Annotated in this window: 22 protein-coding genes; 15 read left to right on the top strand and 7 right to left on the bottom strand. The window is 65.6% G+C overall.

Annotation, left to right across the window (positions count from 1 at the left end; translation table 11 throughout):
* Positions 1-77 precede the first annotated feature (77 nt).
* Positions 78-977, top strand: a complete 900-nt coding sequence (locus K7G82_RS25660) for a LysR family transcriptional regulator (RefSeq protein WP_222992820.1) — start codon at positions 78-80, stop codon at positions 975-977.
* Positions 978-984: 7 nt separating this feature from the next.
* On the opposite strand, the gene K7G82_RS25655 is transcribed toward K7G82_RS25660, so the two are convergent.
* Both K7G82_RS25655 and K7G82_RS25650 read right to left on the bottom strand, forming a co-directional pair.
* Positions 985-2,196 (bottom strand): aromatic ring-hydroxylating oxygenase subunit alpha, encoded by a 1,212-nt coding sequence (locus K7G82_RS25655; RefSeq protein WP_222992819.1) that lies wholly within the window; start codon positions 2,194-2,196, stop codon positions 985-987.
* A complete protein-coding gene (locus K7G82_RS25650; RefSeq protein ID WP_222992818.1) occupies positions 2,193-2,561 on the bottom strand; it encodes a hypothetical protein in 369 nt (122 codons plus the stop codon). Before K7G82_RS25650 ends, K7G82_RS25655 begins: the two co-directional genes overlap by 4 nt.
* 271 nt (positions 2,562-2,832) lie before the next feature.
* On the opposite strand from K7G82_RS25650, the gene K7G82_RS25645 reads away from it, so the two are divergent.
* Complete coding sequence (locus tag K7G82_RS25645) at positions 2,833-3,603, top strand: aspartate/glutamate racemase family protein (RefSeq protein ID WP_222992817.1); 771 nt, start codon at positions 2,833-2,835, stop codon at positions 3,601-3,603.
* A complete protein-coding gene (locus tag K7G82_RS25640; protein ID WP_222992816.1) occupies positions 3,603-4,655 on the top strand; it encodes an AraC family transcriptional regulator in 1,053 nt (350 codons plus the stop codon). Before K7G82_RS25645 ends, K7G82_RS25640 begins: the two co-directional genes overlap by 1 nt.
* Positions 4,656-4,825: 170 nt before the next feature.
* Here the strand turns inward: K7G82_RS25640 and K7G82_RS25635 are convergent, their stop codons facing one another.
* The 4 genes from K7G82_RS25635 to K7G82_RS25620 are packed head-to-tail and all read right to left on the bottom strand — an operon-like array spanning position 4,826 to position 7,198.
* Complete coding sequence (locus K7G82_RS25635) at positions 4,826-5,125, bottom strand: non-heme iron oxygenase ferredoxin subunit (RefSeq protein ID WP_246623880.1); 300 nt, start codon at positions 5,123-5,125, stop codon at positions 4,826-4,828.
* Positions 5,125-5,607 carry a nuclear transport factor 2 family protein gene (locus tag K7G82_RS25630; RefSeq protein WP_222992815.1) on the bottom strand — a complete coding sequence of 161 codons (483 nt, stop codon included), beginning with the start codon at positions 5,605-5,607 and terminating at the stop codon, positions 5,125-5,127. The genes K7G82_RS25635 and K7G82_RS25630 overlap by 1 nt, the downstream gene beginning before the upstream one ends.
* A complete protein-coding gene (locus K7G82_RS25625) occupies positions 5,604-5,975 on the bottom strand; it encodes a hypothetical protein (RefSeq protein ID WP_222992814.1) in 372 nt (123 codons plus the stop codon). The genes K7G82_RS25630 and K7G82_RS25625 overlap by 4 nt, the downstream gene beginning before the upstream one ends.
* A 26-nt stretch (positions 5,976-6,001) precedes the next feature.
* Complete coding sequence (locus K7G82_RS25620; protein WP_222992813.1) at positions 6,002-7,198, bottom strand: aromatic ring-hydroxylating oxygenase subunit alpha; 1,197 nt, start codon at positions 7,196-7,198, stop codon at positions 6,002-6,004.
* 339 nt (positions 7,199-7,537) lie between these two features.
* Between K7G82_RS25620 and K7G82_RS25615 the strand changes: the two genes are divergently transcribed.
* From K7G82_RS25615 to K7G82_RS25600, 4 genes are read left to right on the top strand one after another with little or no spacing between them, the layout of a single operon-like run.
* Positions 7,538-9,940 carry a TonB-dependent receptor gene (locus K7G82_RS25615; RefSeq protein ID WP_246623879.1) on the top strand — a complete coding sequence of 801 codons (2,403 nt, stop codon included), beginning with the start codon at positions 7,538-7,540 and terminating at the stop codon, positions 9,938-9,940.
* Between the two features lie 14 nt (positions 9,941-9,954).
* Positions 9,955-10,428: a nuclear transport factor 2 family protein gene (locus K7G82_RS25610; RefSeq protein ID WP_222992812.1), complete on the top strand. Its 474-nt coding sequence runs from the start codon at positions 9,955-9,957 to the stop codon at positions 10,426-10,428.
* 26 nt (positions 10,429-10,454) lie between these two features.
* Positions 10,455-11,690 carry an aromatic ring-hydroxylating oxygenase subunit alpha gene (locus tag K7G82_RS25605; protein WP_222992811.1) on the top strand — a complete coding sequence of 412 codons (1,236 nt, stop codon included), beginning with the start codon at positions 10,455-10,457 and terminating at the stop codon, positions 11,688-11,690.
* Between the two features lie 5 nt (positions 11,691-11,695).
* Entirely contained in the window at positions 11,696-12,040 is a 345-nt protein-coding gene (locus tag K7G82_RS25600; RefSeq protein WP_222992810.1) for a hypothetical protein, read from the top strand.
* Between the two features lie 45 nt (positions 12,041-12,085).
* On the opposite strand, the gene K7G82_RS25595 is transcribed toward K7G82_RS25600, so the two are convergent.
* On the bottom strand, positions 12,086-13,063 hold the full coding sequence (locus K7G82_RS25595) for a hypothetical protein (protein ID WP_222992809.1): 978 nt from the start codon (positions 13,061-13,063) through the stop codon (positions 12,086-12,088).
* A 309-nt stretch (positions 13,064-13,372) separates the two neighbouring features.
* Between K7G82_RS25595 and K7G82_RS25590 the strand changes: the two genes are divergently transcribed.
* The 8 genes from K7G82_RS25590 (at position 13,373) to K7G82_RS25555 (ending at position 24,573) form a co-directional block, all read left to right on the top strand.
* Positions 13,373-13,939 carry an RNA polymerase sigma factor gene (locus K7G82_RS25590; protein WP_222992808.1) on the top strand — a complete coding sequence of 189 codons (567 nt, stop codon included), beginning with the start codon at positions 13,373-13,375 and terminating at the stop codon, positions 13,937-13,939.
* Positions 13,936-14,931, top strand: a complete 996-nt coding sequence (locus K7G82_RS25585; RefSeq protein WP_222992807.1) for a FecR family protein — start codon at positions 13,936-13,938, stop codon at positions 14,929-14,931. The genes K7G82_RS25590 and K7G82_RS25585 overlap by 4 nt, the downstream gene beginning before the upstream one ends.
* 180 nt (positions 14,932-15,111) lie before the next feature.
* The gene (locus tag K7G82_RS25580) at positions 15,112-18,312 is read left to right on the top strand and encodes a TonB-dependent receptor domain-containing protein (RefSeq protein WP_246623878.1); all 3,201 of its coding nucleotides are present in this window, start codon (positions 15,112-15,114) and stop codon (positions 18,310-18,312) included.
* Position 18,313: 1 nt separating this feature from the next.
* A complete protein-coding gene (locus K7G82_RS25575) occupies positions 18,314-20,410 on the top strand; it encodes a M13 family metallopeptidase (RefSeq protein WP_222992806.1) in 2,097 nt (698 codons plus the stop codon).
* The gene (locus tag K7G82_RS25570; RefSeq protein WP_222992805.1) at positions 20,404-21,462 is read left to right on the top strand and encodes a beta-propeller fold lactonase family protein; all 1,059 of its coding nucleotides are present in this window, start codon (positions 20,404-20,406) and stop codon (positions 21,460-21,462) included. The genes K7G82_RS25575 and K7G82_RS25570 overlap by 7 nt, the downstream gene beginning before the upstream one ends.
* Positions 21,462-21,932: a ubiquinol-cytochrome c reductase iron-sulfur subunit gene (gene petA / locus K7G82_RS25565; RefSeq protein WP_222992804.1), complete on the top strand. Its 471-nt coding sequence runs from the start codon at positions 21,462-21,464 to the stop codon at positions 21,930-21,932. The genes K7G82_RS25570 and petA overlap by 1 nt, the downstream gene beginning before the upstream one ends.
* Positions 21,929-23,353 carry an amidohydrolase family protein gene (locus K7G82_RS25560; RefSeq protein WP_222992803.1) on the top strand — a complete coding sequence of 475 codons (1,425 nt, stop codon included), beginning with the start codon at positions 21,929-21,931 and terminating at the stop codon, positions 23,351-23,353. Before petA ends, K7G82_RS25560 begins: the two co-directional genes overlap by 4 nt.
* Positions 23,350-24,573 (top strand): serine hydrolase domain-containing protein, encoded by a 1,224-nt coding sequence (locus K7G82_RS25555; RefSeq protein WP_222992802.1) that lies wholly within the window; start codon positions 23,350-23,352, stop codon positions 24,571-24,573. Before K7G82_RS25560 ends, K7G82_RS25555 begins: the two co-directional genes overlap by 4 nt.
* The last annotated feature ends 61 nt before the right edge of the window (positions 24,574-24,634 follow it).

The raw sequence follows: 24,634 nt of genomic DNA, 5'->3' as shown, positions 1-24,634 counted from the left end.
TCGAGGCATTTTTTAGGTGTAAGCGAACTCGTCCGCCAAGATTTTCTCGGTCTGGTTCGATACTTCTGGGGTATGATATGGAACTCCGGCATCTCCGCTATTTCCTGGCGGTCGCGCAGGAACGCAATTTTTCGCGCGCGGCGGAGCGGCTCAACATCGCGCAGCCGCCGCTCAGCCGCCAGATCCGTCAGCTCGAGCTGGAAGTGGGCGCCGAGCTGTTCGATCGCGGCAGCCGGCCGCTGCGGCTGACCGAAGCGGGGCGGCTGCTGCACCAGCATGCGCAACAGGTGCTTTCGGGCTTCGATCAGATGTGCACGATGATGACGCGCTATGCCGGCGCCCAGTCGCGGCGCTTCATCATCGGGTTTGTCGGGTCGGTGATCTATGGGCGGCTGCCCCGGATCGTCCGCCTGCTCCGCGCCGCGCTCGGCGATGCGGTGGAGGTGACGCTCACCGAATTGTCGACGCTCGACCAGATCGCGGCGCTGCGCGAAGGCCGGATCGACGCCGGTTTCGGCCGGCTGCGGATCGACGATCCTGCCGTGCGACGCATCGTCATGCTGGAGGAGCCGCTGGTCGCGGCGCTGCCCGCCGATCATATATTGGCTGAGGGCGAAGATCCGCTCGAACTGGCGGCGCTCGCCGCGGAACCGCTGATCCTCTATCCGCGTCCGTCGCGGCCCAGCTATGCCGATCAGCTGTTGTCGCTGTTCCAGGATCACGGGCTCGTACCCGAATCGCGGCAGGAAGTCCGCGAATTGCAGACGGCTTTGGGCATGGTCGCGGCGGGGGCCGGTCTGTGCGTCGTGCCGGCGTCGGTGCAGAGCCTGCATCGCGACGATCTCGTCTATCGCCCGATCGCCGCGGCCGACGCGGTCTCGCCGATCATCCTCAGCCACCGGGCGGGCGACGAGGCGAGCGACCTGCTGGAGCTGATCGCGATCAGCCGCGACATCTATGGTGACGCCGGGAGTTGATGGGCGATCACGCCAGCCCCCGCACGCAGCGGTCGACGCCGTTGCCGAGATGGCGCACCAGCATTTCCTCGTCCTGGAAATGGATGACCGGCTTCGCGCCCGATTTGAGCTGCGCCGCGATCAGTTCGTGGGTGAAGCAATCCTCCATCATCGGATCGCGCAACCCCACCTTGGAATATTCGCGCGCGAACAATTCTCCGGCGGTCTTCACCGGCGGATAATAGCCCCGGATTTCCCAGATGCTGCGGTCGACCGCGACGGGCCAGATGTTGAAGGTGAAGAACAGGCCGTCGAGCAGCCCGACGAAGAAATTGGGGAAGATGTGCCAGAAATCGAACGACCCCCGGAACTGATAGCCTTCATCGCCCTTGTCGGCCTTCGACCCGAACGCCTGGACGGTGCCGGTGCCGAAGCGGCTGGCGAGCATTGCGGTTGGCGGGGGTGTGAAGCTGTCGGGCGGGGGCGAACCCAGCACGCCGTGCAGGCCGTGGAGCTCGATGGCGCTGTGGCGATATTGCCGGCCCTCGACCTTGACCGCGCGGGCGAGCGTCTTTTCGTGGAGATAGGGCAGGTGCCAGCCTTCGAGCTGCGCTTCCTGCAGCGTCTTCCAATTGACGTTCTCGTCGATCCGGTATGAGAAGGCGGGGGTGAAGCCCTCGAAATCATAGCGACCGATATGATCGGCGACGGGGGCGAGATGATCCTCCAGGCTCTCTTCCGGCTCTTTCGCCAGATTGATGAAGATGAAGCCCTGCCACACCGCGCAATGCACGGCGCTGAGGCCATTGGCGGCCGGATCGACGCTCGGGAAATTCTCGGCGTCGCTGACATGCACCAGTTTCCCTGAGGTGTCGTAGACCCAGCCGTGGAAGCGGCACGACAGGAAGCCGCGGCAACTGCCCTGCGCGTCCCACGCCACCGGCGCGCCGCGATGCGAGCACATATTGTGGAAGGCGCGGATCGCCCCGTCCTTGCCATGGATGACGAGGATCGCGGTCTCGGCGATCTTGAGATCCACCACGATATAGTCGCCGGGCTTGGCGACCTGGAGCATATGGCCGACATTCAGCCATTTGCGGCGGAAGACCGCATCCTTCTCGCGATCGAAATAGGCCTGGCTGGTATAGCGCTCGACCGGGATCGGGCCGTCGCCTTCCTCGGGATAGCGCCGCATGAACCGGCGCGCGCCGTCCTCGGTCGGGCTTGCCGCGCCGCTCATCGTGCGCTTCCCGTGACGGGGCCGGAGGCGCCGAGCGGCCAGGCATCGTGCAGCGGCACGAACCGGTCGATGGGAAAGACATATTTGGGGCTGGGCTCGCCATACATCTCCACCGTCACCGCGACTTCGGTGAGCGACAGGCACATGTTGAGCAGCGCCTGCTGGCGTTCGTCGAGCTCGGTGAGCGGGGTCTGGTCGAGATAGCTGAGCGCATCGCCGCAGCGCGCCTGCATCACGTCGTAAAAGGCCTGGCTTTCCGCCATCGATGCCGACCAGCGCTTGCGATTGCGCTGATATTCGGTGGGCAGCGCCCAATCGATCCAGCGTTCGAGATCGGCAAATCCGTCGGGCAATGATGATTGCACGCCACTCTCCCTGTCGCATCGTCCGGCGCCCCGCTGTCCGGGGCCTGTTCGGTGGGGTGGATTGTCGGCGCGGCCGGGCTTCGCGCTCTATCCCGCTGGTGCAACCGATGCGCTGAAACGGCAGCATTGCGGCGGACCGGATGGCATGCGCCGTGGCCGTCAGCGCTATACCCGTCAGGTATTGAATTTGCGGGAATAGGTATTTGACACCAAGCGGTCATGGGGTCGAATTTCAGGCTTTCACCATGATCATGCCTGCGGAGTATCGTCGATGATGCGACGGATTAAGATGATCATCCCGGTTCCGGTGCCTGCCGCTGCACTGGCCGGCTTCGCCGCGCAATATCCCGAGACGCGCGCCGATCTGTCGATCGAATTCTGCTGCGCCGCGCGCGGCGGCGGCGCGCTCGATTCCCATTATGAGGGGGTGATGGCGGACGCCTATTGCCTCGATGCCGGGCTCCGCGCGGAGGCGGAGGGGTTCGATGCGGTCTGCGTCAATTCGATGAGCGATTCCGGCGTCGCCGGGCTGCGCTCGCGGCTGTCGATCCCGGTGCTCGGCACCGCCGCGCCGACCTATCATCTGGCCAGCCAGCTCGGCCGCAGCTTCTCGATCCTCAGCATGTGGGACAATTGGCGCTGGCTGTACGACAAGGTGCTGGGCGAGACCGGACTGCGTCATCGGCTCGCCTCGATCCGCACGATCGGCGTCGCTCCCGATACCGCCGAACTGCTCGCCGGCAAGGAGGATATGGTGTTCCCGCTGCTGCTGGATGCCGCGCGCCAGGCAATCGAGGTCGATGGCGCCGACGTGCTCGTCCTCGGTTCGACGACGATGCACCAGAGCCATGATTTCCTGCGGTCCCGGCTCGACATACCCGTACTCAATCCGGGCTTGATTGCCTTCAAGACCTGCGAGACATTGCTCGATCTTGGATTGAGCCACAGCAAGCGCGCCTATCCCTCGCCAAGAGGATTGAACGACACGGTGTTTCGTTTCGATCCTTCGCCCGGGATCGTCGGCGCCGGAAAGGCAGTGTGATGACGACATCCTCTTCGCCATGGCCCTTTGCGCTGAGCGCCGATGCCTGGAACGGCGCCGGCATGCCGCTGGCGCATTGCAACAAGCTGCTCAGCGACGATATCGACATGGTCCACGCGCATATGAGCGCGATGTTCTGCCGGCACAGCCTGCATATCGAGGGCGGCGTGCCGCCGATCGCCTTTTGCCACAATCAGGCACCGCTGCGCGGACTGACCTTCAACGCCACCGATTACGGCAATCCCTATGGCCGGGTGGTGGTGACGATCCCGCCGATGGAAGAGCTTTATCTCGTGCAGTTCTCACTGTCGGGCAGGGCGGAGATCTCGCAGGGCGATGAAAGCTTCGTGCTCGATCCCGGCGAGATGTGCGTGCTGGGATCCGGCCAGCGCGTCCGCCAGGTCTTCGATCAGGGCTACAAGCATTTCACGGTGAAGATCCCCAAGGCCGATCTGGAGACCTTGCTGGCGCAGGAACTCGGCTTCCGGCCGGGTGAACTCCATTTCTCGTCGCGGCCGGTGCGGCTGGAAGGGGTGGCGGCATCGTTCGCCGGCATGGTCCGTACCGTCTGCGACGATATCGATCTCGGGCTCACCGCATACAGTCATCCGCGCACCTGCGGATCGGTGGAGGATACGCTGAAGCGGCTGTTGCTGGCGGCGGTGCCGCACAATCACAGCGACCTGTTCAACGGATCGGTTTCGGGGCTGGCGCCCTTCTATGTGCGGCGGGCGGAGGAATATATCCGCGCCCATGCCGAGGAACCGATCAGCCTGGCCGACCTGATCGAGGTGTCGGGCGTCAGCGCGCGGTCGCTCCATGCCGGTTTCCGCCGGTTCCGCGACAGCACGCCGATGGGCTATCTCAAGAACCACCGGCTGTCGCTGGCGCGCAGCGCGCTGCAGAAGGGCGCGGAGAAGGGGATTTCGGTGACCGACGTTGCGCTGGCCTGCGGCTTCACGCATCTCAGCAAATTCGCACGCGATTATTTCGAACGCTATGGCGAACGCCCCTCGACCACGCTGCGCGCCTGCGATTTCGCGCGGGTGTGAGGGGGGCTGCGGTCCAGGGCCGCCAGGTTGAGTGCGGTAAATGAAAATCCGTTGAGGCTGAGCCTGTCGAAGCCCTTGTCCTGCTTTGGCATGGTGCCGAAGAAAGACAGGACTTCGACAGGCTCAGTCCCAACGGTGGTGATGGCCAATCCCACCTGGGGGCTCTTGTTTCAAATCAGATGGATCGCTTCGTCGCGTTCGACGACGCTGTAGGTGCGCAGCGCGATCGAGCAGGGCGCGCCCGTCGCCTCGCCGGTGCGGATGTCGAACTTGCCCATATGATAGGGGCAGACGATCTCGCCATTCTCGATCTCGCCTTCGGCCAGCGACGCGTCACCATGGGTGCAGAGGTCGTCGGTCGCATAGACCTGGCCGTCGACGCGATAGACCGCGAGCACCCGGCCATCGCCGAGATCGACCTGGAAGACCTCGCCTTCGGGAACGTCGGCGGATGCGCAGAGCCGTTCCATCAGGCCTGAACCGGTTTCCTGAGCGACCAGGGCGGCGAGGCTTCGCCCTGCAAGCGGACATCCAATATGATCCTGCTGAATTTCCATCCGTCATTCCCCATTCGGGCGCTGCCGTCATACCAGCCGCCCAGCCATTGATCGCGCGGGCCGTCGTCGGTCCGCATCGTGCAGAGTTCCCAGAGATACCATTGGCAGTCCGCGCTCATGCCGTCCTCGGCGAGCACCACCAGCGGCGGGGTCATGTAATGGATCGACCATAGCACGCGCTCCGCCGCGATCGCGGCCAGGCCCTGCGTGATCGCGTCGCGCCCTGCCAGTGCGGCGAAGCCTTCGGACGACCAGGTCGCATCGTCGGCGAACAGCGGCGCCATCATCGCGGGATCGTTGCGGCGATCGGCGGCTGCCGCATAGCGCGCGACGAGATCGCCGATCGCGTGCCGCGCCTCGATGCGGTGCAGCCGCTGTTCGATGCCATGGGTCATGACGCGCCTGTCGGCGGCAGGCCGAGCGCGGTATCCTGCGCGCCATGCGCCGCGACGAAGCGCGTCTCCTCGAACGCATAGGGTACGCCCGGCGCGCCGCCATAGAGTTCGACATGCGGGGCGACCTCGGCCAGCGCCAGCGCCAGATAATAGAGTGGGCGCATCTCATCGGGCAGCTTGCCCAAGGGATAGGCGTCGACCGCCGCCAGCATCGCCTCGGTGCGCGGCAGCACCGCATCGTAAAAGGCCCTGATCTCCTGGCGCGTCGCGGTTCGGCGACGGGTCTGGCGCGCATCGGCGCTGGGCAGCGCCCAGTCGAGAAAGGGCGCCAGCTCGGCAAAAGCATCGGGCAGGGGGGTATGGGGCATTGTCGGTTCCTTGTGCGCGGTCGCGGTCACGCGTTGACGAAACGGTCGACGATCACCGCGCCATGGCGGATCAGGATCTCGTCGTCCTGCAGGTGCTGGAGCGTCTTGGCGCGCGACTGCATGGCGCGCTGCGTGTCCTCCATCGTCGCGGTGTCCTCCAGCCAGGCGTTGCGCTGCAGCGTCATCGCGTGCTCGGTCGCCCAGCGTTGGCCGTTGGTCTGCGGCGCCTTCACATAATAGCGGCCTTCCCACAGCGTCTTGTTGTGCGCGATCGGCCAGAACTGGTGGGTGAACCAGATGCCCTCCGCCACATGGATCAGCGTGTTGGGAAAGAGCACGCTCAGCTCGAACGCGAAATCGGCGCGCTTGTCCGGGTTTATGGTCGGCGGCAGCATCGATTCCGCGCGCGTCGAAACCAGCGACGCGCCCGCCATCGCGTTGGCGATGGCGGCGACGGGCGTGGGCTTCGCATTGAGCGTCAGGCACACCGCGCAGGTGCGGTGCGGCCCCATCAGCTTCACATTCTGAAGCCCGGTCGAAAACACGTTGGGGAACGAGCCGGCATGGATGGTGTCGACATGATAGGCCTCGGCGAACGCGTCGTGCGCGACCTTCCAGTTGCAGTCGAGATAGGTGTGATAGGTGAAGCCGTAATCGAGCGTATCGAAGGGATAGCCCGCGAAATGCGTGGCATAGTCGCCCAGGAACTCGGCCAGGCTGGCATCCGGCGTTTCGGCCAGGTTGACGAACAGAAAGCCTTCCCAGGTGTCGAGATGGATCGGGGCGAGGCCGTTCTCGGCCTTTGAGAAGCAATTGTAGAAGCGCTGCTCGCTCGGCACCTGCTTCAGCGCGCCTTCGGCATCATAGACCCAGCCATGGAAGCGGCAGGTGACGATGCCCGCCTTGTTGCGGCCGAAGGTCTCCTCGCCGGTTTCGTTGACCACGGTGTTGCCGCGATGCGCGCAGGCATTGTGGAAGGCGCGGACCTTGCCGTCCTTGCCGCGGATCAGGATCGCCGAGGTGTCGGCGGCGGCGAGGCGCTTGACCTTATAGTCGCCGGCCCTGGGGATCTCGTTCTCGCGCCCGACGCACAGCCAGACCTGGCGGAAGATCTTCTCCTTTTCGCGCTCGTACCATTCGGGCGAGATATAGGGTTCGGTCGATATCGGGCCGGAGCCGAGTTCGGGATATTGTTCGATCCAGCGATGCGCGGTCTCGGACATGATATGCTCCTTCTGCTGCCCGATGATCTGATGGCATGATCATGTCCGCGGCGGCGGGAAGGCGGCTAGCCCGTCCCTGTCCGGCTTAGCCTGCGCGCGCACTGAAACATCCGTGCGATCGCCCGGAAACGCTGGCGATGCCGGTGCAGTCGATAGCAGCGACGGGATGGCGGCAGCGGGATCAGGCTAGCGGCAAAAGGCGTGCGGGGCTCAATTGCGAACGATCATGGGGCACTGAGCCGCCATGAATGCCACGCGGCGGAAACGAACGGTTGGAGCCCGAAAACGGGGCCGATCCGTCCAGCGGTTCCGCCGATCAGGGTGAGGGGAGAAGCAATAATGACCCAATATGGTTTCGGCCGCGCGGCCCATATGCGCGCAGCTTTCGGCAAATGTCTGCTCGCCGGCGCATCGCTTTCCGCGATGCTGGTCGGCGCCCCCGCGCTCCATGCGCAGGATGCGTCGCCGCAGGCGGCGGAAGAGGAGAGCGCGGGCATCGAGGAAATCACCGTCACCGCCCGGCGGCGCGCGGAATCGCTGCAGGACACGCCGATCGCGATCTCGGCGGTTTCGGGCGAAGGCATCGCGGCGCGCGGCCTCGACAATGTCACGCAGATCGGGGACTTCACCCCCAATGTGAAGTTCAACAGCTCGGTTCCGGTTTCGGCGAGCAACGCCACCGCGGCGATCTTCATCCGCGGCATCGGCCAGAACGACTATCAGCTATCCGCCGATCCGGGCGTCGGCCTCTATCTCGACGGCGTCTATATCTCGCGCGGCGTCGGCAATGTGCTCGACGTGCTTAACGTCGAGCGGATCGAGGTGCTGCGCGGGCCGCAGGGCACGCTGTTCGGCCGCAACACGATCGGTGGCGCGGTCAGCGTCGTCACCAGGAAGCCGGGAAGCACGCTTGGCGGCAGCCTCGACGTCACGACCGGGCGCTTCAACCGCGTCCAGATCAAGGGATCGATCGACGTGCCGCTGGCAGAAGGCGTCTATACCAGCCTGTCCGCCTTTTATCACAATCGGGACGGCTATGTGAAAGGCGTGGTGCCCGGCGCGCCCGATCTGGGCGATACCAACCAGCTTGCCGGCCGTTTCGCGCTGCGGCTGGAGCCGTCGAGCGACGTCAGCATCGACATCGCGGTGGACGGCACCCGTTCGCGCGAGCAGTCGGCGCCCAATGTGCTGATCGCGCAGGACGAGAACGCGCCCGCCGCCGCGACCTGGAACGCCGCCTATTCGGGCGCGGCCGCGATCTGCGCGAGCGCGACCAATCCGGCGCGCTTCACCGATCAGCGCTGCTTCAACAGCCAATGGGCGCTGGCACCCTATCGCCACGGCGGCACCTTCACGACCATCTCGCAGGTGTTCAATTCGGCGAGCCGCCGGCCTTATCAATCCGCGTCCGACCTCAACATCTGGGGTATTTCTGGCGTGCTTGAATGGCGGCTGTCGGATGCGGTCACGCTCAAATCGATCACCGCCTATCGCAAGGTGACGGGCTTCTGGACGCGCGATTCCGATCACAGCCCGGCGACGATCATCCAGACCAACAGCGACTGGCGCCAGGATCAGTTCAGCCAGGAACTCCAGCTTGGCGGCGACGCGCTCGACAAGCGGCTCAACTGGCTGGTCGGCGCCTATTATTCGAGCGAGAGCGGCAATCACAGGGATCTGGTCAACATCATCGACGCCGTGTTCCTGAGCGGCGCGGTGCTCGACGGCAAAAGCTATGCTGTGTTCGGCCAAGCGACCTACGAGATCGTCGAGAATCTGAACCTCACCGCCGGCATTCGTTGGACCGAGGACCAGAAGACCTTCAACAATGCCAACCAATATGTCGTCGAGGCCGGCTTCCTGACCGGCGCACCCTTCAATCCCGACGGTTCGGGCCTGCAGGACGGCGATCCGCTGATGGGCCCGCTGGGGCAGAGCTCGACGATCAAGGACCGCGCCTGGACGCCGATGGCCAGCCTGTCCTATCGCTGGAGCCCCGAAATCCTGACCTATCTGTCCTATTCCAAGGGCTTCAAGGGCGGCGGCTTCACCCAGCGCGTCTTCCCGCCCTTCGCCTTCATCCCGTCCTTCGCGCCGGAGACGAGCGAGACCTTCGAAGCGGGCTTCAAGACCGATCTGCTCGATCGCAGGCTGCGGCTGAACGGCGCCGCGTTCATCAACAATTACAGCAATCTCCAGATCACCGTGAACGACCCGACATTGGGCTTCGCGCCGATCATCCAGAATGCGGCGAAGGCGCGGATCAAGGGACTGGAACTCGAACTGCTCGCCCAGCCGATCGACGGGCTGCGGATCGAGGCGGGGCTGGGCTATCTCGACGCGCGCTACCGTGAGGTCGATATCCGCGCGCTCAACGCGGGCGTCACCAAGGACACGCATCTCCAGAACGCGCCGAAATGGACCTTGAGCGCGGGCATCTCCTATGCCGTAGACCTGGGCGACAGCGGCACGATCACGCCGCGCATCGACTGGTCCTATCGATCGCGCGTCTATAACGACGCGGTCAACACGCCCGAACTGGTTCAGGACGGCTATCACCTCGTCAACGCCGCCATCGCCTATGCCGGCAAGGATGCGCGCTGGAGCCTGGCGCTCGGCGTCCGCAACCTCACCAAGCAGGTCTATCTGGGTTCGGGCTATGCCGACTCGTTCGGCGGCATTTTCGAGGGCGTCTATGGCCGCCCGCGCGAATGGTATCTGACCGCCGGCTACAAGTTCTGACCATGGCGCCGGACATGTCGCTGGAGGCGCGTATCGCCCGGCTGGAGGCGTATCAGGCCATCGAACGCCTGATCGCCGACCTGGGCCATGGTTTCGACAGCGGCCCTTCCGCCACACTGCTGCGCGGGCTGTTCACCGCCGATGCGGTGTTCACGATCGACGGCTATGGCGTGCTGGCCGGCGCCGACGCCATCGCCGACGGCGTCGCCGGCAATGCCGATACCGGCTTTCGCTGGACGCTCCATTATCTGGTGTCGCCGCGTATCGACCTGTCGGCGGACGGCCGGTCAGCGGCGGTCGCGTTCATGCTGTGGGAAGCGGCGACCGCCGCCAGCGGCCGCGCCTATTGGATCGGCGGCAGCTATGCCGCGACGGCGGTGGCGGCGGAGGATCGCTGGCGTTTCGCCAGCCTGACGCTCGGCGCCGATCTCATCTCTCATTATCCCGAGGGCTGGCACGACAAGCCCGCCGCTCTCGACCAGGCCTGAACCCGGAACGGGAAGGATCAATAAACATGTCTCATCCAGCCGCATCGCTCGACCATATCAGGCGCTCCGTGCCGCAGATCCGCGAGGAGCTGGGCGTCGCCCCCGTTCCGGTGCGCGCCATCCGCGATCCCGCCATCTACGCGCTCGAAAAGGAAAGGCTGTTCAAAAAGGTCTGGCTGAAGGTCGCGACCGCGTGGGAACTGCCCAATCCCGGCGATTACAAGGTGAAGGAGATGCCGGTCGCCGACACATCGGTGCTGATCGTGCGCGGCAAGGACGGGCGTATCCGCGCCTTCCACAATGTCTGCACGCATCGCGGCAACAAGGTGGTGCCCAACAGCGATTTCGAAAGTTTCGGCCGCGCGCGCGCCAATGTCCTGTCCTGCCGTTTCCATGGCTGGGTGTTCAGCACCGAAGGGCCGCTGAAATCGGTGCCGCTTCAGGATCATTTCGGCCAGATCGACACCGCCTGCCTGGGGCTGCGCCCGATCGCGTGCGACGAATGGCAGGGTTTCGTCTTCATCAATTTCGATCCGGAGCCGGCCCAGTCGCTGGCCGACTATCTCGGCGATTTCGGGGCGCTGTTCGGCGGTTATCCCTATCATGAATCGACCACCGCCTTCCGCTATTCGACGGTGCTGGAGTGCAACTGGAAAGTTGCGCTTTACGCCTTTTCGGAAGGCTATCATGTGCCGACCATCCATGCCGGCTCGCTTCCCGGTTTTCGCGGCATCGAGCACAGCGATTTCAAGCTGATGGGGCCGCACGCATCGTCCACCATCTATGGCGCCGGCATGGACGCGGCGCCGTCGACGCAGAAATTCGCGGGCATCCTGCACGGCAGCGAATGCCACAAGCCACGGCCCGATCTGCTGCCGCCGGCGATCAACCCAGAACGCCGCGCCGATTTCCAGTTCGAACTGCCCAACATCTTCCCCAATCTGCTCATCCACCTGGCATCGGGCTGCGGCTATCCGGGCATGTCCTATTTCACCCATCAGTTCTGGCCGCTCGATCATGGCCGGACCTTGTGGGAAGGGATCAACTATTTCCGCCCCGCCGAAAATGCGGCGGAGCGGGCCGCGCAGATCCATGTCAACGCGCTGCACCGCAACGCCTGGCTGGAGGACACCGCGACGATGGAAGACACGTTTACGGGCATCATGTCCGGCGCGATCGACGATATGCAGTTGATGGATCAGGAGTTTCTGATCCGCCATGCTGCGCTGACGCTCGATCGCCATCTTGAAGAAGTGGACTGAATGCCATGACCGACATCGCACTGCCCGCCGGCTTCCAGGATCTGGAGCCTTTGGCCGCGCGCTGGGCCAGGCCCACCGAGAATGAGCGCAACGCGATCCGGCTTTCCGCCGCGCCCGGGGATTTCGTCGATTTCGACGCGCTGATGGCGCCCCGGCTCGAAGCCCTGCTGGCGCATCTCGCGACATTGCCGGCACGGCCCGAGGATCCCGCGGATTACAATGCGCTGCTATTGGCCGCCGCCTTTGCCGAAGCCGCGCCGCATCACGAACTGTACGGCGACAGCGCGCAGGTGCCGTTCAGCTTCGATGCTCGCCGTTTCACGCCCGATCACGGCACCGAGGCGACATGATCGGTCGGTTTCGACCGAGGCGATGCAGAGGGCGCGGCCCGTCGTTCAATGGCCGACATCGGATGACGGCGCCTTCAGCATGGCGTCGAGCATTGCTTCGAAATCCACCCCATGGACCTGATGGAGGATCGCCGCGCGGCGCCGCAGTTCGGCCTGATAGTCCGGATCGCGGTAGATATCGGCAGATGGTTCGACCGGCGCGCCGATTTCCAGGTTGAGAAGGCCGCCCACCACCAGCGCGGCCGCCGGCCAGGGCACTTCCGCCATCGGCGTCGCCGCCGCCTTGCCATCCACCATCATCTCGATCGGCTCGTCGGCGGGGACCATATCGCCGAACGAGCGGCGTCCCAATGCCATATCCCCGATCATTATCAGGCCAGGCGCCGGCGGCAGGCCGAGTTTCGCCGCGATTCCGGCATCGGGGAGCATGATCAGCGACAGCATCGCACCCGGATGCCGGGCTCGGACGATCTGGCCCATGGTCGGCTTTTCGGCGGTATTCGCGGGCAGTGCCTGCCACAGATGCGGGCTGCCGGCGATGACGAGCGCCCGCCGGCCGGGTTTCAGGACCTGGCTTTCGAGCAGGTCCGCGAAGAACTGGTCCCGAATGCGGTAGCGCCGATAGTCCTCGGCGCTTTTCACCCGGGACCAGTCGATCGGGGGATCGGCGAGCAGCACGCGCACGGGCTTAGCGCACGTCTTGCGTGCATTGGCGTCGCGCACCGCATCGAAGAACCGTTCGTACAAGGGGGAATCCCACACCATCCATTGGCCGGTATCGCGCCAGATGGCGCGTTTTTCCGGAAGCGACACCGGCGCGCCGCGGCGATAGCCGACATAGCGGTCGGCGATGTGCTGCAACCGGCTGTTGCCGAACTCGACGACGATGTCGTCGATGCGGCACAGAATGCGCGGGTCGGCGACGAGCCGGCGATACAGATGATGGATCGATGCCTGACGATGAAGCTCGCCCAGGCCGAGCAGGGGATGCGTGTCGAGCGCGGCGGCGATACCCGCGATCATGGGCTCCACCGCGTCTGCCGTGGCTGTCTGCGATGGTTCCGCCAATCCGATGCAGGGCCAGGCAAGGGCTGCGCATGACAGGATCCTGCTTGCGGCCCGCATCGCTGCGATCGTCTTCCTCACCCTGTGCGCAATCATGTCGATCCGTCCCGATCTTCGTCTCGAACGGTTAGACCGGCGATGAGGGCGTTCCCGGTACGGCGGTGGCGCAAAAAAACATCGGACTTGTCGTCACGGGATTTTGCGGCTCGTCTGTCTTGAGAAGCGAGGACCGATCGAGATCGACGCCCGGAGGATGCATTTTCGCTGATGATTGACGATGCGGCGCTCAGAGCCTGGTTTTGCGAGGAAGTGCTGCCGCATGAAGCAATGCTCACGCAGTTCATCCGTCGCAATTGGCCGGTTTCCGCCGATATCGACGATCTCCGCCAGGAGATTTACGAACGGATGGTGATCGGCGTGCGCAACGAACTGCCGCGCAATGTGAAATATTATCTGTATGCGGTCGCGCGCAACCACCTGATCAATCGCGCGCAGCACGAACGTGTGGTCTCGTTCGAACTCGTCGCCGACATGACGATGAAGGAGGATGCATTCGACCATCCGGCGCCCGAACCCAATCTGATCGCACGTGACGAATTGCGCCGGGCGCAGGTCGGGCTCGACAATCTGCCGCCGCGCTGCCGCGAGGTTGTCCGGCTCCGCAAGGTCGACGGGCTGTCGACGGCCGAAACCGCGACTCATCTCGGGATCAGTGTCGACACTGTCGAGAAGCAGCTGACGCTCGGCATGCGCGCGCTCGTCGATTTCATGCTGGGCGGGGCTGGCCGGATCAGCCGGCCCGGCCGGTCGCACAGAAAGATCGGGCGCGGATGACGGCGCAGCGCTCTCTTCAGGACGAGGCCGCGCAATGGGTGCTGCGCAGCGAAGAGCCGGGCTGGTCCGAAGCCGATCAGGCTCAGCTGGACGCCTGGCTCGCGGCCTCTGCCGCGAACAAGGTCGCATTCTGGCGCCTGCAGCATGGCTGGCGCGCGGCGGATCGCATCGGCGCGATCGGTGCCGCAGCGGATATGCCGGCTCCCACCATGTCGCGCTTCTCCTTCGGCTGGCGCAGGCCGTTGCCGGCGATCGCGGCATCCTTGTCGCTTCTGCTCATCGCGGCGGTGATCGTCGCGAGCGGAAAATTGCCGGTGCCGTTCTCGCCGGAACCCGACCAGGCAATCGAACTGGCGCGTGTGGAGACGGCCGTTGGTGGGCGCAAGCTTGTCGGACTGCCCGACGGCAGCCGCGTCGAACTCAACACCGCCACTGCCATTCGGGCAGGCGTAGGCAGGGCGCGCCGCGAAGTCTGGCTCGACAGTGGCGAAGCCTATTTCGACGTCGCCAAGGATCCGTCCAGGCCCTTCGTCGTCCATGCGGGATCGCGGACGATCACCGTGCTCGGCACCAAATTCTCGGTGCGTCGCGCGCAGGGGCGGGTGACGATCATCGTGTCGGAAGGGCGGGTGCGCGTGGACGAAGTGCGCGGCGACACGGTTGACCGGTCGGCGACGATCACCACCGGCAATATCGCGGTCGCCGAAGGGCCGACGATGCTGATCGCCGACCGCAGCGAGGATCGCGTGCAGGAAAAAATGGCCTGGCGCGAGGGCCGGCTGGTTTTCGACGGCGATACGCTGGGCGAGGCGGCGGACGAGTTCAACCGCTATAACCGCAAGCAGATCGTCATCGCCGACCGCGATGTCGCGCAGATGGCGATCGGCGGCAGCTTCGAAGCGAAGAATGTCGATATATTCGGCCGGCTGCTGCGCGAGGCCTATGGCCTGAAAGTCACCGACGACCAAGAAAAAATATATATCTCGCGTTAATGCGTAACGGATTTCGGATGTGCCGACTGTCTTACTGATCAGACAACAATGGTACATCGGGGGGAGTGATCAATGCGGGGTGTGGTATTCGCGCTTGCAACGAGCGCAGCAATTATCATGTCTGCTTCACCTGTTCATGCGGCGGATGAAGTTCGTACATTCAACATTCCGGCAGGGAATTTGAAATCTGCGCTGGATGCCTTTGTGCGGCAATCGGGCCGGCAGGTCATCTATCGGATGGAGGATGTCCGCCCCGTCCGCACCCGTGGCGCGAAGGGGCAGCTGGGCGTGATCGCCGCGCTCGACCGGCTGCTGGCGGGCAGCGATCTCGCATCCTATGTCGACGCATCGGGCGCGGTCGCCATCCGCCGCCGCCAGGGCGCGGCCGCCGGGCAGCCCGCTGCGACGGACGCGGTCGCGATGGAGGGGCCCGCTGCGGAAGAGGCGCCCGCGATCGTCGTCACCGGATCGCGTATCCAGCGCGTCAACGTCGAATCCCCCGTGCCCGTCACCACGATGCGCGGCGAGGAGTTCTTCCAGACGGGCAACACGTCGGTCGGCGAGGTGCTCAATGAAATGCCGAGCTTTCGCAGCACCGTCACTCAGGCCAATTCGACGCGGATCCTGGGTGGATCGGGCCTGAACCTGCTCGATCTGAGGGGCCTGGGCACCGATCGCACGCTGGTGCTGCAGAATGGGCGCCGCCATATCGCGGGCTCGCCCAACGGGTCGGCACCCGACGTCAACGCGATTCCGACCGAACTGATCGAGCGCGTCGATATCGTGACGGGCGGCAGTTCGGCGGTCTATGGTTCGGACGCGATCGCCGGCGTCGTCAATTTCGTGCTCAAGCGCGATTTCGAAGGTCTGCGGATGCGCGGGCAGGGCGGGATCAGCCGCTATGGCGATGCCGGCCAATATTTCCTGAGCGCGACGGCGGGCACCAATTTCGGCGACGGGCGCGGCAATGTCGTCGTCAGCGCCGAATTCGCCAAGCAGGACGATTGGTATGCGTCGCAGCGGCCCGACTATAACCGGCTGACCGCCTATCTGCAGGTCGATCAGGATGCGCCGGGCCTGCCCAATGGCAGCGACGGCGTGCCCGATCGCCGGCTTTTCAGCGATATCCGCTATCTGGATGCCAGCAATGGCGGCCAATATGTCGTGCTCGCGCCCGGCGCCGACGGGCATCTGCCGGCCTATCTGTTCCAGCCCGATGGCTCGCTGGTCCTCCAGACCGGCGACCGCATCGGCCTGGCGCCCTTCGGTTTCTATCAGGGCGGCAACGGATCCAACCTGCAGGAGGGGCGCCAGCTCGGCCTGGCGCCCGATGTCCGGCGCTACAGCATCAACCTGCTGAGCCATTTCACGGTCAGCGAGGCGTTCGAGCCCTTCATCGAGGCGAAGTTCGTGCGCTCGGATGCGCTCGGCAGTTCGGTCGGGCCGTTCTTCTCGATCGCCGACCGCAGCCCGCGTGAAAGCTATCGCACCGACAATCCCTATCTTTCCGCCGCCGCCGCCGATCTGATCCGCCAGACCATGGGGATTCCGGCGGGGCAGGATGCGCCATTCTATTTCGCGCGCAACTTCCTGGAACTGGGGACGCGGCAGGAAGCGACGCGGCGCGACACCTGGCGCGTCGTGGGTGGCGCCAGGGGCCGCTTCAACGGCGACTGGCGTTACGAGGCGTCGGTCAATGTCGCGGAGGTCGATACGCGCACACGCATCCTCGGCAATGTCGACATGCAGCGCTATCTGCTGGCGATCGACACGGTGCGCGACCCCGCGACCGACCGGATCGTCTGCCGCTCCACACTCAATCCCGCCGCTGCCCGAACCTATGAAGGCGCGACCAACCAGGCCTTTGCCGCCGGCCGGCTTGCCGCCGACGTCGCGGCCTGCGCGCCGCTCAATCCGTTCGGAGAAGGCAATATCTCGCAGGCGGCCAAGGATTATCTGCTGACCGATTCCATTGCCCGGTCGAAGTTGAGCCAGTTCGTGTTCAACGCCTTCGTCAATGGCGACAGCAGCGACTGGTTCGAACTGCCGGGCGGTCCGGTCGGTTTCGCGATCGGCGCCGAATATCGCCGCGAGCGGCTGCGCAACACGCAGGATCCGCTGGTCGAGGCGGGGCTGACCTTCTACACGCCCGCGCCTGCTTTCCGGCCACCAGCCTTCGAGGTGAAGGAAGTGTTCGGTGAGATCAGCCTGCCGCTGCTCGCCAATCAGCCCTTCTTCAGGGAACTGACCGTCAACGCCGCCGCGCGCGCCGCCGATTATCGGGGGCGGGCGGGCACGGTGCTCGCCTGGAACGGCGGCGTCGAATGGGCCCCCGTCGACGATCTGCGCTTCCGCGCCAACTATGCGACGGCGGTGCGCGCACCCAATCAGGTGGAGGTGTATCGCCCGTACAGCCAGCGTTATTCGGCTGGGCTGATCAGCGATCCCTGCTCCGTGCAGAATATCGGCGCCGGATCATCGACACGCGCCGCCAATTGCCGGGCGGCCGGCGTTCCGGACGGCTTCGACAAGATATATATGACGTCCTTTCCCTATCAATCCGGGGGCAATCCCGAATTGCGGGAGGAGCGGTCGAAATCGCTGACCGCGGGCCTTGTATTCCAACCGCGCTGGATCAGGGGCTTGTCGCTGACGGTCGACTATTACGATATCAAGGTCGATGACGTGATCACCTCGCCCGGGGTGCAGCAGGTGTTGAACGCCTGTTACGACGCCGCCGGGATCGACAACCAGTTCTGCCGCTCGTTCTCCCGCAACATCGGATCGGCACCGGGCCCCAACGGCGAGAAGCGCGGTGAGATCATCCAGAACAGCCTGACCCTGGGGCCGCTCAACTATGCCGCGCTCAAAACGCGGGGTGTGGATATCGGCGCGGCATTTCGCCGCAAGATCGCGGATGTCGCCACCATCGGGCTGCGGCTGAACTATACCCATGTCCTGCAGAACGACGCTTTCCTGAACCCCGAGACTCCTGAACGGGCCGATCGCAATCTCGAAGAGATCGGCTATCCGCGCAATGCCTTCAATCTGGCGGTCGATATCGAGCGCGGTCCGATCACGCTGGGCTATCAGCTCAAATATGTCGGTCGGATGACGCCCGGCGCGATCGAGAACATCAAGTCGGTACAGGGGCGCCCCGCCGAGGATCTGGACGCCTTCGACGTCAGGTATCTGCCGAGCGTCGTCTATCACGACGTGCGGCTCTCATTCGACGTCGATGCGCGCTTCAACACCTATGTCGGCGTCGACAATCTCGGCAATCGCCGCCCGCCCGCGGGGCTGGTGGGGATCACGCCGGGATCGGGCGTGTACAGCAATATCGGCCGCTTCTTCTACGTCGGCGCAGCGGCGCGGTTCTGACATGACGACGAAAGCGCAATGCGGGCGTGGGCCCGGCCGGCTGCCGATCGCCAGCGCGGCGATGCTCGCCGTCACCGCGATATCGATCGTGCCGCATGCTCCATCGATGGCGTCCGAACCTGTCGCCGCATCCCGGCCGGGCGGACAGGGGCGCGCCGAGATCGGCGCCTGGGGCTTCGATCTGGCGGGCATGGACCGCAGCGTCGATCCGGGGGACGATTTCCACCGCTATGCCAGCGACGGCTGGGTGAAGGCGACGCCGATCCCGCCCGACAAGATCGGTGTCGATGCCTTCTCCGCGCTCGAGGAATTGTCCGCACAACGCGTGCGCGCGATCCTGCAGGAACAGTCGGGCAAGCCGGGATCGGCGATCGGCGATTATTATGCCAGCTTCATGGACCGGCACCGCGTGGATGCGCTGGGCCATGCGCCGATCGATCCGCTGCTCGCCGATATCGACCGCGCGGCGGATGCCGGGGCGCTGGCGATGGTGATGGGCAGGCTGACGCGGATGAAGGTCCAGGCGCCGTTCTGGACGATGGTCGAGGCCGACGATCGTGCACCCGAGGCGGCGATCGTCATCGTCCATCAGGGCGGGCTCGGCATGCTCGAGCGCCAATATTATCTCGACAAGGGCAAGGATCTCGATGCCCGGCGCGATGCCTATCGCCAATATCTGGCTGAGTTGCTCACCCTGATCGGGCAGGAGGATGCGCAGGCGCGGGCCGCCGCTGTATTCGATTTCGAGACGAAGCTGGCGACGGGACAATGGCCCCAGCTCGACACCCGCGATCCCGACCGCGCCTATAACCCGTTGAGCATCGACGAGATCCGTCGTTCGGCACCCGAGTTCCCGTGGGACGCCTATCTGCGATCGGCGGGCTTTGCAGGGCAGGAGCGTCTGCTCGTCCGTCAGCCCGACGCGATCGCGAAGAATGCGGCGCTGATGGCGACGGCGGCTCCCGCGGTGGTGCGCGACTATCTGAAGCTCAGGCTGCTCCAGGCCTATGCGCCTTATCTGTCGCAGCCGTTCGTCGATGCGCATTTCCGCTTCAACGGAACGGTGATGGCCGGTGCGCCGCAGAACAGCCCCGAATGGAAGCGCGGTGCTGATCTCGTCTCGATGACGATGGGCGACGCGGTCGGCCGGATCTATGTCGAGCGGCATTTCCCGCCGGAGGCGAAGGCGGAGGCCGATCGGCTGGTGCGGGAGATCCTGGCCGCCTGGGACCGGCGGCTCGGTACGCTGGCCTGGATGTCCCCGCAGACGCGGGCGCGAGCGCGGGCCAAGCTGCGCGCGATGGTGGCGGAGATCGGCTATCCGATCCGCTGGCGCGACTATGCGTCGCTTGCGATCCGGCGCGACGATCTGTTCGGCAATGTCCGGCGCGCCCGCGAGTTCGAGCATCAACGCCAGCTGAACATGCTGGGCAGGCCGATCGACAAGCGACAATGGTATACCGACCTGCCCGCCATGGGGGTGAACGGCTATGCCAATCACCGGTCCAACCAGATCGTGTTCAGCGCCGGGCTGCTGCAGCCGCCTTTCTTCGACGCCCATGCCGATCCCGCGCTCAACTATGGCGCGATCGGCGCGGTGATCGCGCACGAGATCGGCCATCATTTCGACGACCAGGGCGCGAAATATGACGAGCGCGGCGTGCTCAGCACCTGGTGGACGGCCGATGACGTCAGCCGCTTCGATGCGCTGACCGAGGCGCTGGTGAAGCAATATGACGCTTATGAGATTTTTCCGGGCAAGTTCGTCAACGGCCGGCTGACCGTGGGCGACAACATCGGCGACCTGGCCGGCGTGACCGTCGCCTGGGATGCCTATCGCCATTCGCTGGGCGGCAGGGAATTGCCGGTGAAGGACGGGCTGACGGGCGACCAGCGCTTCTTCCTGGGATGGGCGCAGATCTGGCGCGTCAATTACCGCGAGGCCGCACGCATGCAGGCGCTGCGCACCGACGTCCATGCGCCGCCCGAACAGCGCGTCTGGATCGTCCGCAATCTGCCCGGCTGGTACCACGCATTCAACGTGCAGCCGGGGCGTGCGCTCTACCTGCCAGAAGAGAAAAGGGTTCGCATATGGTGACTGTAACCGGACGGCTGCTCTGCGGCCTGGCCGCCGCCGCCGCGCTCGCGCTGCCGGCAGCGCTTCACGCCAAGCCGTATCTCTATGTCCAGAACGGCGAGAGCGGCGACGTTTCGGTGATCAGCATCCCCGAACATGAGCTGGTGAGCGTGATCCCCGTCGGCCATCATCCCGACGACGTGATCGGATCGCCCGACGGCAAGGCGGTCTATGTCAATGTCGGGATTTCGAAGTCGCATAGCTGGGGCGTTCCCGATTCCGGCGAGATCGTCGCGATCAGCACCGCGGACGACCGGATCCTCTGGCGCCTGCCGCTGAAGGACGGATGGCCGCATCATCTGAGCATCTCGAAGACGGGGACGCTCTATGCGCCGCTCTACGACCGCGCATATCTGGAGGTGATCGACACCCGGCGCGGGGTGATCACCGGCCGGCTCGACGGCCAGTGGGGCATGCACACCACGCGCCTGTCGGCAGACGGCAAGCGGCTCTACGCCGGTTCGATGTTCACCCAGTCGATCTATGTGCTCGATACCGAGAAGAACCGGCTGGCCAAGCTGCTGAGCTTTCAGGACGGGGTGCGCCCATTCACCTTCACGCGCGACGAAAAGACTCTCTACACGCAGCTTTCACGGCTGCACGGTTTTGCTGTCGCCGATCTGGAGAGCGGAAAGGTGACGCGGACGGTGCGTCTGCCAGGCCTGCCCGCCGATTTCACACCGCCCCTCGAATGGCCGCACAACGTCAATCACGGTTTGGAGCTGTCGCCCGACGAGACATATCTGTTCGCGGCGGGCAGCATCATCAACACCGTCTCGATCTATACGCATCCCGGGCTGGAACTGGTGAAGACGATCCCGGTCTGCGCGGGACCCAACTGGATCACGTTCGCGCCTGACGGCCGATATGCCTATGTCGGCTGCCGCACGAGCAACGAAGTGAGCGTGATCGATGTCGCCACCCTGCAGGAGCTCAAGCGGGTGAAGACCGGCGGCAAGGGTTCTGCGCGCGTCAAGGTGGTCGACGTGCCTAGCCGCGTAGCCAGGCCGTGATGCCCGGCATCCGCCGGCGCGAGATGCTGGCCGGTCTGGCGGCGCTGCACTGCGGCCGGGCGGCCGCGCATGACGATGCCGGGCCGCTGCTGGTGCCGCTCGCCAGGATCGGCGAAGGCGAGCAATTGCGCATTGCCTGGCGCGGCCAGCCCGTCTTCGTCCGTCACCGCAGCGCGGCCGAGATCGCGGCGGTGCGCGCGGTGCCGCTCTCGACGTTGCGCGATCCCGAACGCGACGAGGATCGCACGCGCGATCCGGACTGGCTGGTGGTGATCGGCCGCTGCACGCATGAAGGGTGCGAGCCTTTCGCCGGGCTGGGCGATGACGGCGGCTGGCTGTGCCTGTGCCACGGATCGCAATTCGACCTGTCCGGGCGCGTCCGCAAGGGGCCGGCGCCGACCAACCTGCCGGTGCCGCCGCATCATTTTCCCGTGCGCACCATGCTTGCGATCGGCGGAGGAGGGGCGTGAGCGTGCGTCGGGCCATCGGGCTGCTGCCCGTGCTGCTGCCGTTCGCTACGCCCGCCATCGCCACATCGGCGCCCGCTGATGCCCCGGCAACGCTCGCCATCATCGGCGCCGACATATTGCCGATGACGTCGCGGGTACGGCTGCGCGACCAGACGATCATCGTGCGCGGCGACAGGATCGTGCGCATCGGCCCGCGGCGAAGTGTCGCGGTCCCGTCGGGAGCGCGCCGGGTCATGGCGCGGGGGCTGGTGGTGATGCCGGGCCTGGTGGACATGCATGTCCATCTGCCGGATGCCGTGACGACGTCGGACGGGGCGCTGCGCCGTTCGCTGGCGCTGATGATCGGATATGGCGTGACGACGGCACGCGTGATGCAGGCGCCCGCGGTCGCGCGCGATGCGCGTTCGGCGGTCGAGCAGGGCGCTTTGGCCGGGCCGCGCCTGTATGTCGCCGCGCCGATCGTCAATGACGACACGGCCCCGACGGTCGCGGCCGGCCGCGCGGCGGTGCGCAGCGCGGCGGATGGGCGATATGACCTGGTCAAGGCGCACCAGCTCACGCATCCGACGGTCTGGCATGCGTTGATCGACGAGGCACGCGCCGTCGCACTGCCGGTGGCGGGCCATGTCGACAATGCGGTCGGCCTGCCTGCGGCGCTTGCTGCGGGGCAGGAGGTCGAGCATCTCGACGGTGCGATCCAGGAACTGCTGCCGAAGCGCGGCGCCGGTCTCGGGCCATTCGCGCAGGTTCCACCGGCAGCGGTGGTCGCTGCTGCGTCAGCCGCCGGGCCTGCGCGGATCGACGGTCTCGCACGGCGCGTTGCCAAAGCGCGATCCTTTCAGGTGCCGACGCTCGCATCGTTCGAACGTGCCTTCGATCCTGCCCCGGATGCGCTGGCGGCGGACACGGCGGCCTGTCTGGCCGATGCCGAACAGCGCCGAACCTGGCCGAAGCGTCGCGATGCCATGCGGCAGGCAATGCCGGCGGATGCGGCCACGACGTTCCTGCGCCTGCGCCGCGCGATCGCTGCGGCCTATGCGCGTGCGGGCGTGCGCATCATGGCGGGATCGGACACGCCGCAACCCTATCATCTCTGGGGCGAAGGGCTGTTGAGTGAGCTCAAGGCGCTCGCCGCCGCCGGGCTGACGCCGCTACAGGCCTTGCGCAGCGCGACGGTGGTGCCGCGCGACTATTTCCGTTCGCTGCCCCGGCGGGGATCGGCGCTGGGCTGGGCCGCCGATTTCGGCACCGTCGAGCCCGGCGCGCGCGCGGATCTTCTGCTGATTGAAGGCGATCCCTCACGCGACCTGGATGCGTTGCGCGCCATCCGCGCGGTCGTCGCGGGCGGCCGGCTGCATGACCGGGCGGAACTCGACGCGCTGGCCGGCGCCGCGCATTGCAGGGCAGGGGCGGCACGATGACCGGCGTGCCGATCGACCGGCGCGACGCGGTCCACATGCTGGCATGGCTGGGCGCAGGCCTGACGGCATCGGCGATGCCGGGGCGATCCTGGGCGCGCGCGACCGACGATATGTCGCGCGATGCCGCGAAGCTGCTGTTCCTGGAAGGGGACGCGCAGATCCGCGCCTTCCGCAACATGGACCGGCTGTTCGCGACGCGGCCCATCCGCAGGGGCGGCGTGACGGCATCGTTGCCGCGCGCCCCGACCGAGCCCGAGCTGGTGTTCAGCCATGACGGGCGCGACTGGACCCTGGCCCAATTCATGGCGTTCAATCGCGTCGCCAGCCTGGTGGCGGTGCACAAGGGCCGGATCGTGCTGGAACGCTATGCATTGGGCAACGACGCTGCGACACGGTGGACATCCTTTTCGATGGCGAAATCGGTGACGTCGCTGCTGGTCGGGGCCGCCATTGCCGACGGGCATATCGGCGCGGTGACCGATCCGGTGGTGCGTTATCTGCCCGCGCTCAGGGGCACGGCGTTCGACGGGACGATCATCCGCGATCTGCTGCGCATGTCCTCCGGCATCCGCTGGAGCGAGAATTACCTCGATCCCGCATCCGACGTAAACCGGCTGCTCGGGCTTTCGGCCGCACGCGATCGCAAGGGCCAGTTCTTCGCGCATCTGGCATCGCTGCCGCGCGCCTATCCACCCGGGACCGTCCACCAGTACAAGACCGGCGAATCCTGCATGCTGGGCGAAGTGGTGGCGGCCGCGATCGGCGGACCGCTATCGCCCTATCTTTCCGAACGGATCTGGCAGCCGATGGGCATGGAGGCCGACGCCTATTGGGTGTGCAATGCCGAGGGCGACACCGAATGGGGCGGGGGCTGCATCAGCGCGACGGCGCGCGATGTCGCGCGGCTAGGCCTGTTCTGCCTGAACGACGGCATCGCAGCGGGGCGCCGGATCCTGCCGGCGGGCTGGATGGCGGAGTCGACCCAGCCATCGGCGCCGCACAAGGCGAATGGCGGTGTGTCCGACTATGGCTATCAATGGTGGATCCAGCGCACGCCCGCCAGTTATCGAGCGGAAGGGGTCTTCGGCCAGTTGCTCCATATCGATCCCGCGGCGGACCTTCTGCTGGTCCTGCAAAGCGCCTGGCCCAGGCCCTCGGAAGCGCCGCGTGACGCGCTGAATGCCGCCTTTGTCGGTGCCCTGGCCAAGGTGATGGCCTGAAGCCCGGGACAGTTCACCCCATGAGCCACTTCCCCGCGTCGCCCGGGCTCAAAAAACGGCG

The sequence above is a fragment of the Sphingomonas colocasiae genome (genome assembly GCF_019880585.1).
In the GTDB taxonomy this organism is placed as follows: Bacteria; Pseudomonadota; Alphaproteobacteria; order Sphingomonadales; family Sphingomonadaceae; genus Sphingobium_A; species Sphingobium_A colocasiae.
Note: the sequence above shows the minus strand (reverse complement) of the source record. Positions and strands in the feature narration are given on the sequence as shown.